This window comes from Mesorhizobium sp. B2-7-1 (genome assembly GCF_006440735.1).
In the GTDB taxonomy this organism is placed as follows: domain Bacteria; phylum Pseudomonadota; class Alphaproteobacteria; order Rhizobiales; family Rhizobiaceae; genus Mesorhizobium.
This window is the reverse complement of sequence record NZ_VFUA01000177.1, coordinates 1-7,303: the sequence shown is the minus strand read 5'-3', so window position 1 is coordinate 7,303 and position 7,303 is coordinate 1. Positions and strand designations below refer to the sequence as shown.

At 62.2% G+C, this 7,303-nt stretch carries 10 protein-coding genes and 1 pseudogene; 7 read left to right on the top strand and 4 right to left on the bottom strand.

Annotation, left to right across the window (positions count from 1 at the left end; genetic code table 11):
* Positions 1–14: 14 nt before the first annotated feature.
* From FJ471_RS33655 to FJ471_RS33645, 3 genes are read left to right on the top strand one after another with little or no spacing between them, the layout of a single operon-like run.
* Positions 15–449, top strand: a complete 435-nt coding sequence (locus tag FJ471_RS33655; protein WP_140810555.1) for a hypothetical protein — start codon at positions 15–17, stop codon at positions 447–449.
* Between the two features lie 59 nt (positions 450–508).
* Positions 509–1,039 (top strand): cupin, encoded by a 531-nt coding sequence (locus tag FJ471_RS33650; protein ID WP_181179937.1) that lies wholly within the window; start codon positions 509–511, stop codon positions 1,037–1,039.
* 1 nt (position 1,040) lies between these two features.
* Positions 1,041–1,652, top strand: a complete 612-nt coding sequence (locus FJ471_RS33645) for a dihydrofolate reductase family protein (protein ID WP_140810550.1) — start codon at positions 1,041–1,043, stop codon at positions 1,650–1,652.
* Between the two features lie 18 nt (positions 1,653–1,670).
* Here the strand turns inward: FJ471_RS33645 and FJ471_RS33640 are convergent, their stop codons facing one another.
* Entirely contained in the window at positions 1,671–2,018 is a 348-nt protein-coding gene (locus FJ471_RS33640) for a hypothetical protein (RefSeq protein WP_246684908.1), read from the bottom strand.
* A gap of 213 nt (positions 2,019–2,231) precedes the next feature.
* On the opposite strand from FJ471_RS33640, the gene FJ471_RS33635 reads away from it, so the two are divergent.
* The gene (locus tag FJ471_RS33635; RefSeq protein ID WP_140810548.1) at positions 2,232–2,546 is read left to right on the top strand and encodes an EthD family reductase; all 315 of its coding nucleotides are present in this window, start codon (positions 2,232–2,234) and stop codon (positions 2,544–2,546) included.
* Positions 2,547–2,794: 248 nt separating this feature from the next.
* A complete protein-coding gene (locus FJ471_RS33630; RefSeq protein WP_246684907.1) occupies positions 2,795–3,253 on the top strand; it encodes a GFA family protein in 459 nt (152 codons plus the stop codon).
* Positions 3,254–3,270: 17 nt separating this feature from the next.
* Here the strand turns inward: FJ471_RS33630 and FJ471_RS33625 are convergent, their stop codons facing one another.
* From FJ471_RS33625 to FJ471_RS33615, 3 genes are all read right to left on the bottom strand, one after another.
* Positions 3,271–3,840, bottom strand: coding sequence for a DNA-3-methyladenine glycosylase (locus FJ471_RS33625; protein WP_140810546.1), 570 nt, complete (start codon positions 3,838–3,840; stop codon positions 3,271–3,273).
* A 92-nt stretch (positions 3,841–3,932) separates the two neighbouring features.
* Complete coding sequence (locus tag FJ471_RS33620; protein WP_246684909.1) at positions 3,933–5,123, bottom strand: Xaa-Pro peptidase family protein; 1,191 nt, start codon at positions 5,121–5,123, stop codon at positions 3,933–3,935.
* A 2-nt stretch (positions 5,124–5,125) separates the two neighbouring features.
* Complete coding sequence (locus FJ471_RS33615) at positions 5,126–5,644, bottom strand: Lrp/AsnC family transcriptional regulator (protein WP_140810542.1); 519 nt, start codon at positions 5,642–5,644, stop codon at positions 5,126–5,128.
* Positions 5,645–5,909: 265 nt separating this feature from the next.
* Between FJ471_RS33615 and FJ471_RS33610 the strand changes: the two genes are divergently transcribed.
* Together FJ471_RS33610 and FJ471_RS33605 are read left to right on the top strand one after the other, a co-directional pair.
* Positions 5,910–6,932 (top strand): extracellular solute-binding protein, encoded by a 1,023-nt coding sequence (locus FJ471_RS33610; protein WP_181179935.1) that lies wholly within the window; start codon positions 5,910–5,912, stop codon positions 6,930–6,932.
* A gap of 74 nt (positions 6,933–7,006) precedes the next feature.
* Positions 7,007–7,216: pseudogene (locus FJ471_RS33605) on the top strand (ATP-binding cassette domain-containing protein); the annotation flags it as partial.
* Positions 7,217–7,303: the final 87 nt, after the last annotated feature.

Below are 7,303 nucleotides of genomic sequence, written 5' to 3'. Positions count from 1 at the left end.
GGAAGGAGAAAACCATGCTTACGACCAGATCGGCCATGCCGCAAAACCAATCCGGCCCGGACCGGACCAAGGCAAAACGGCTGCTTGCAGGTCTTGTTCTACTGGCTTCGTTCCTGCCCGTTGGCGCGCAAGCCAAGATGCCGGCGGATTTCCTCGGCAAATGGTCGACCGATCCGGCGCGCTGCGAGCAGGTGAACGGCGAGGTCGATATGCTGGAGGTCCTGCCGGACGGCCTGACCTTCTATGAGATCGGCTGCGAATTCGACGAACCGAAGACGGGCGGCAAGACATTGCGCATCGCCGCGCAATGCTTCAAGGGCGGCAGCCCGATGAGCGCGGGCGAGGTCGAGCTCTCCCGCTCAGAGCCGGACAAGGTCAGCGTGTCGCTGCACGGGTTCTTCTGGACGGCGGAGACCCCGGAAACCTTCCAGCGCTGCGATGAGCAATGAGCCGGAGCCAAATCCGGGGAAGGGCGTTTAACAGACGCTGACCTCTAAGGAGCGGGAAGGTGAAAAAGCACGTCAACCCGATCGAGCCTCTCACCTTCCGCTTTGCCGATGACGGGCTGGTGCCCAACCATCCGCGCTGGCCGATGCTCGTCTATCCCGGCGCGGTGCAACTGCCGGACGACGTCGACCCGGCCGCCATCGTCGAGGATATTTTCGCCGCCAATGGCTGGGGCGACAGCTGGCGCAACGGCATCTACGGCTTCGTCCACTATCATTCGCGCATCCATGAGGTTCTGGGCATCGCGCGCGGTGCCGCCGAAGTCCGCTTCGGCGGCGACAAGGGCAAGGTGATCGAGGTCAAGGCGGGTGATGTAGCGGTGCTGCCGGCGGGCACCGGCCATCAACGCCTGTCAGCCTCCGCCGATCTGCTCGTCGTCGGCGCCTATCCGCCTTTCGGCACATATGATTTGTGCCGGACTCCCGATCAGCATGCCGAGGCGCTACGCACCATCCCGACTGTTGGTCGGCCCGACAATGACCCGATCCTTGGCGGCGACGGGCCGCTTCTGAAAGCATGGAGCGAAGGCTGAAATGGCAAGGGTCGTCGCCATCGAGCATCTGACGCTGGACGGCGTCTTCCAGGCGCCGGCGCGGGCCGATGAAGACACGCGCAACGGTTTTGCGCATGGCGGCTGGGGCATTCCGGGCAGCGACGCTCAGATGCAGGAGGCCATCGGCCGAGCCATGGCCGGCGGCTGGTCGCTGCTCGCCGGCCGGACGACCTATGAGGATCTCCGCGAAGCCTGGGCTGTCCGCCAGCCGGCCAGTCCGATGACCAGGGCGCTGACCGGCGCGCAGAAATTTGTCGCCTCGCATGACGCCGGCTACGAACCGCGCTGGGAGAATTCGACGCTGCTTGCCGGCGATGCCGGGGAGGCGGTGTGTGCGCTCAAGCAAGGTCACGACAAGGCGCTGATCATGTTCGGCAGCGGCAAGCTGCTGCGCGCGCTGATGCGGCACGGGCTTGTCGATGAGCTGGTGCTGATGGTCCACCCGCTGGTGCTGGGGGAAGGCTCGCGCCTTTTCGAGCCGGGGCAGGCGCCTTCGACGCTGAAGCTGTCCAGTCAGCTATCGACCGCGGCGGGCGTGGCGATCCTCACCTACATATTCGACAGGCAAGAAGCGGCGGAGCGGCCGGAGTAAACGGGCCGCGGCCAGCGCCTACGGATAGTGCGTCTTCTTCGGCGCGTAGGTCGATGGGTCGAAATCCAGTTCCTTCGGCAGCGGCTGGCTCGAGCACTGCAGATGTATCTGGCGGGCGAGCAGCCGTCGCTGCTGCTGCTCATGCTCCTTGGCGGCGGCGGCGAGCCCGATGCTGTAGGGGCCAACCAGCACGCCGAAGCCCCAGCCTGGATGATCTTTTTCGCGGGCGGCGTAATCCGAAGCCGCGGTGCGGGCCTGCTGGCATTCCGGCGATGCCCATTTCGGATCCTGCTGCGGAAGCGAGGCGCCGTAGTCGACCGGAGAGGGCACGCATCCAGCCGCTGCCGCGCTCAGCGCGACGATCACCGCGATTCTCCTCGTTTGAGTCCTCGCTAATTTAGGATGGAGAGAACACAGAATACTTCTTCGCACAAGCGAGATGGCGGCAAGAGCGGATGGAAGGCCGGAAGCCGCCATCGCCGTCCTTTGCGGCGCGCTCCAGCAATTTTTCGGCGCTTCGTTCCGTTTCCACGCGCCGTTTCGTCCTTGGTTGCATCCGCAACGAAAAAGGAGGCCGCAATGGCTGGAATGGTCGTCATCTATAAGCAGCCGGTCGATGCTCAAGCGTTCGACAAGCACTATTTCGAGACGCATATACCGCTGGCCAAGAAGATCCCGGGTCTGAGGAAATACGAGGTCAGCCAGGGGACTGTCACTGTGTTGGCCGGACCGTCCGACGTTTACCTGGTCGGGACGCTGCATTTCGACGATCTTGAGGCCATGAAAAAGGGTTTTGCAAGCCCAGAGGGGAAGGCGGCCGGGGCGGATCGCCGGCTCTACGCCCCCGACGAGTCTGGCGTTCAGATATTCCTTTTCGACAGCAGGGAAGTTTAGAACCTGCGACTGGGACGGGACGGTCCGTCCGTGAGACTGCGCCCGGATCGGCTGTCCTTCCGGGCTGGACGGAGCCGGCTGGCTTGGCCGACAGGCCGAGGTCGCCGGTGGCACAGGACGGGGTCGGATGCATAGGCTATAGGCGGCTTCGTCATGGTCGGCCTTGGGTTGCGGCTGCTGATTTCCGGCAACCCGGTTCATCGGTCTTAGGCTTGAACCATGAATTTGTCCCGGCGAAAGGATTGGCCTTGGCAAGCGACAATGACCTGACGGGCGGATGCCAGTGCGGCGCCATCCGCTATCGCATCGGCGGGCGGCTCGCCAAGGCGCATGTCTGCCATTGCCGCATGTGCCAGAAGGCCGTGGGCGCGCCGTTCTGGGCGCTGGCGGAGACCGACGCGGCATCCTTCGCCTGGACCCGGGGCGAGCCGGCCTGGTTCCGCTCGTCCGAAGCGGTCGAACGCGGCTTCTGCGCCAGATGCGGCACCTCGCTGCATTTCCGCTATGTCGGCGCGGACCGGCTTGATGTGGCGCTGGCCAGCCTCGACCATCCGGAGGCCATCGCGCCCGAGCAGGAGTTCGGTTGCGAAAGCCGCATCGCCTGGCTGGAGCGGATCGGCAGCCTGCCGCGATCCACGACCGAGGCGACGACGCCGGCGGCCGCGCTCAAGACCTATGCCAGCCGCCAGCACCCTGACCATGATTGAAGGCCGTCGCCGGCCGCTCAGAATTTCCGGCTGAGATAGGCTGATCCGGCGAGGCCGAACCGCCACTCGAAGTCCACTGCCTTGGTAAGGCCGATCCGGCGTCCGCTCACGACAGCGGCCGGATCGGTCTGCGATCGTGCAAACTCGAAGGGCCGCGAGGCGAGCGAGAGCCCATTATGCGAGGCATCGACGCCGAGCGCCTGGCAGAGCTTGCCGGGGCCGGAGCAGAGCAGCCTGTCGTTGTCGGTGCCGCGCCGTTCGCGCATGGCAGCGATGCCGGATTGCGGCTGGATCGCCCGGATCAGCACCGCGCTGCCCGGCAGGCACACCGCGTTCAGGCACCAGTGCAGCCCGTAGGAGCGGTACACATAGGCGGTGCCGGGCGCGCCATACATCGGCGCGTTGCGCGGCGTACGGCCGCGATAGGCATGCGAGGCGGGATCGTCGGGCCGGTAAGCCTCAGTCTCGACAATGATGCCGCCGACACCGTTCAACGCAAGCTTGGCGCCGATCAGCGCGCGTGCCACCACAAGCGCGTCGCGCGCGAAGAAGTCGTTCGATGAAGCGGAGCCGGCCCTAGACGGCATGGCGATTGATACCCGGCGGAAGCCCGCGCCATGAATGGACCCCCCGCAGAATTCTGGGCAGGTCATGCAGCTCCGGCGCGGGAAGGATGGCCTCAGACGATGAAGAGCGGCCTCGGATACTGTGTGATGACCTCGCACCCGGTTTCCGTGACAAGGACCGTCTCGGAGATCGTGATATGCGTGCGGTCATCGATGAAGACGCCGGGCACCAAATGGAAGACCATGCCCGGCTTGAGCTCGCGCCGTTCGGTTCTGGTAATCGACAACTCGTTGCCTTCGCCCCAATCGGGAGCATAGTTGACGCCGACCGAGTAGCCGGTGCGGTGATCCACGATAAGTTTGTAGCGTGAGAAATTGTCGACATGGACCTGGTGGATATCCGCCGCGACCGCGCCGGGTTTTATGCTGGCTGTAAGCACCTCGAGAGAAGTGATGCAGGCTTCCGCCAGCTTCTCGAATCCCGCATTGGGTTTGCCGATGGTACCGCATCTGTAGATAGGTGCCACGTACCGGTTCACCACTCCAGGAATTTCAAAACCGAGCGAATCGCCGGCCTGGAGCTGCCTTCCGGACCACGTGGCATGCGCCAGGCACATCCTCGGTCCGCTGGTCACAAAAGGCGGCAGCCCGGGAAACTCTCCGCCATTGCCGACGAGAACGCGCCAGACCTCCGCCGCGATGAAGTTCTCGTTGACGCCTTCGCCGGCTGCGCCGATCGCGGCGGCCATTGCCTTTTCGGAGATACGCGCGGCGCGCCTGATGCAGGAAATCTCTTCCGCCGACTTTGTCAGCCGCAGCGTGCCGACCGGGTTCGTCGCCGTCGTCTTGTAACCGGCGCCCTGCAGCAGGCCCGTCAGCATCGCATAGCGCTTGGGCGACACGAAAAAGGCCTCATCCTCCAGGCCGATCGTTGCATCCGGCTTGGCTACCTGTTGCACCAGTGCGAAAATCGCCGAGATCGGCTCGTCTTCGTCCTGATAGCCGACTGCCAGCTTGGACCATGAATTGTATAGGGTATTGGATGCATCGATGTGCCGGATCACGTTTATCGGCGTGGCGTCCATCGTGACCACGCAAGCCTGGACGTACTGGTAGGCCGGCGTGTCGTGGCCTGTGAGGTAGAAGATGTTTTCCGGGCCGAAGGAAATGAACACGTCGACTCCCGCCGTGCGCATCTCCCGGCGCAGCGCCTCCAATCTCCTTTCATATTCCTCGTTTGAGAAAGGCAACTTGCTGATTGTTGCCTCGGTCCCCTTCTGGACCTCGAAATTGCGGGCGATCATGGTCAAGACTGATTCCTCATATTCACTGCTATGGAGCCGTCCTTCTCGACATCGATGCCGACGACCCCCTTCAAGCCAAAATATTTTATCTCACGAAATATAATAGTAGAGTCTGTGTCACGTATACTTCCGACGTCGGCGAGTGTTTTTGAAACAAAATTGAGTACATCATCAACGGTCTCAAAATAAGCCTTTATTGTTATATCGTTTGGTCCAGCGGTTATTGTGACGCTGTCGACGAAACTGTAGGAAGTAAGTAGCTGTGATACTTGGTCAATGTGACCGCGCTCGACAACAAGACCGATAAAGGCACCCACCTTGTAACCAATCAGGCTCGGGTCGACCACGGCCCGGATGCTCATGATCCCGTCGTCGATAAGTCTGTTCAGCTTCTTGCGGATCGTCGGCTCGCTTGCGGACAGCCGCCTCGAAAGCTCGATCGTGGACATGCGCCCGTCGTCCTGGAGCAGCCTGACGATGCCCCGCTCTACCGAATCCAAAGCTTCCTTGCGCGGGGACACGAGTCACCTCCGAATTTGGAAAGTCAAAAAAGATGCGCAAACATATTTCTATGAACCAAAAAACAAAAGAGAAAATTTTTGTGAAATAGAAAATTTTTGTTGATGCTGTTTTTGGTCTGTGCAACGATCTCCAGGTCGGCAGCCATGGGCAGTCGACGGATTGGCTGGCGAACGGGAACCACCGGCCCGCTGTAGAGGCTCAAGGGGAGTAGTCATGAGAAGGGAAGTGAAGCCGCGCCTTATGAGAAGGCGGCAGTTTTTAAAGATGGCGGGCATAACCGGCCTGGTTGTACTGGCATCGCCCGCCATTCTGCGCGGCGCGACCAAAGGGAAAGTCTATCTGAGGACGACCGGTGGCTCGGCGGAAGACGGCTATCGGCGCGCCTGGTATGATCCGCTGCTGCGCGACACCGGCATCGAGGTGGTGCCGACCGTCGTCGAGACCGCCAAGATCGCGGCGATGGTGCAGGCCGGCAACGTGACCTTGGACATCACCGCTGGCGCCGCGCCCGAAATGATCATCCTCGGGCGTCACGGCAGTCTCGAGCGGCTGGATTACGGCCGTTTCGCCCGCACCAATCCGAAGGATCTGGATTCCACCAGCGACTTCTGGTTCGCGGACACCCTCTATGCCACGGTGCTGGGCTACAACAAGGAATCCTTCGCTGACAAGCGCCCTGGAAGCTGGAAGGATTTCTGGGACGTCGGCGCGTACCCGGGCCGGCGCATGCTGCAGGATGCGTCGGTTGAATATCCAAACTTGGAGCAGGCCCTGCTGGCTGATGGCGTGCCGATGGAGAGCCTCTATCCGCTCGACGTCGATCGCGCTTTCAAGGTGCTCGAGGCGATCCGTGGCGATGTCGTCAAGTGGTGGGATAGCGGCGCGGTTTCGGCCCAGTTGCTCTCGGACCGGGTCGCCGTGATGGGCTCGCTGTGGGAGAGCCGGGCAAACACCATCATCCGCGCAGGCGCTCCGATCGCGATCGAATGGAACCAGGCCATGCGCAACATCTGGGCGATGGGCATCGTCAAGGGCGCTCCCAACGTCGAGCTGGCCTACACCGCCCTCGACTACGGGCACTCTCCCGAAGTGCAGGCCGCGATTGCCAAGGAAGTGGCCGCGGCGCCAAGCAACCGCAAGGCCTTCGATTTCATTCCGGCCGACATTGCGGCGACGCTTTCCACGGCCCCCGACCATGTCAAGATCGGCTTCATCAACAACGCCGACTGGTGGGTCGACAATCTCGACGGCGTTCGCGAACGCTGGCGCGAATTCCTGCTCCAGTAATTTGCGTGGACACGAGCGGAGGACCGCCCTCGGTGGGCCTCCGCTATTTCGAATTGGCAGGGAAACAAGTGACGATGCAAGCCTTGACCCGTGGCGAGACGGCAGGGGGAACCGCGGTATATCTCGCGGACGTCTCCAAATCCTATGGCGATTTCCTGGCGGTGCCGGGTCTCGATCTAGAGGTTCGCTCGGGCGAGTTCCTGACGCTTCTTGGGCCGAGCGGTTCCGGCAAGACGACGACGCTGATGATGATCGCAGGGTTCGAAACGCCGTCCTATGGAAGGAAAAGCCGGGCGGCGGAAAGATCAGATATCGCGCGGAGCTGAAGGAAATGGGAATGATAATGATGATCGGCGCCACAAGGAAGATGA

Bases quoted from the DNA above. Each gene is read 5' to 3' on its own strand.
- FJ471_RS33620 (WP_246684909.1), bottom strand. From the start codon at position 5,123: ATGATCGCCCGCAATTTCGAGGTCCAGAAGGGGACCGAGGCAACAATC.
- FJ471_RS33635 (WP_140810548.1), top strand. From the start codon at position 2,232: ATGGCTGGAATGGTCGTCATCTATAAGCAGCCGGTCGATGCTCAAGCG.
- FJ471_RS33655 (WP_140810555.1), top strand. From the start codon at position 15: ATGCTTACGACCAGATCGGCCATGCCGCAAAACCAATCCGGCCCGGAC.
- FJ471_RS33645 (WP_140810550.1), top strand. From the start codon at position 1,041: ATGGCAAGGGTCGTCGCCATCGAGCATCTGACGCTGGACGGCGTCTTC.
- FJ471_RS33625 (WP_140810546.1), bottom strand. From the start codon at position 3,840: ATGCCGTCTAGGGCCGGCTCCGCTTCATCGAACGACTTCTTCGCGCGC.
- FJ471_RS33610 (WP_181179935.1), top strand. From the start codon at position 5,910: ATGGCGGGCATAACCGGCCTGGTTGTACTGGCATCGCCCGCCATTCTG.